Origin of the sequence: Methylobacterium nigriterrae, from assembly GCF_037106235.1 — a bacterium.
GTDB classification, from domain to species: Bacteria; Pseudomonadota; Alphaproteobacteria; order Rhizobiales; family Beijerinckiaceae; genus Methylobacterium; species Methylobacterium nigriterrae.
In genome coordinates this window covers 1-212 of the sequence record NZ_JBAWTG010001132.1, presented here as the reverse complement: position 1 = coordinate 212, position 212 = coordinate 1, and the positions used below count along the sequence as shown (strand labels likewise).

At 67.9% G+C, this 212-nt stretch carries 1 pseudogene; it reads left to right on the top strand.

The annotated features are described in order from the left end of the window. Positions 1–212: pseudogene (locus WDW90_RS40505) on the top strand (HlyD family type I secretion periplasmic adaptor subunit); the annotation flags it as partial.

Below are 212 nucleotides of genomic sequence, written 5' to 3'. Positions count from 1 at the left end.
TGCCAGCCAGACCGCCTTCATCACGCAGGAGCTCAAGGGCATCCGCGAGCTCTGGCAGAAGAACCTCGTGCCGATCTCGCGCATGACCAGCCTCGAGCGTGATGCGGCCCGCCTCGAGGGCGAGCGCGGCAGCCAGATCTCCTCGATCGCCGAGGCGCGCGGCAAGCAGGCGGAGGTTCGGCTGCAGATCCTGCAGGTCGACCAGGACATGC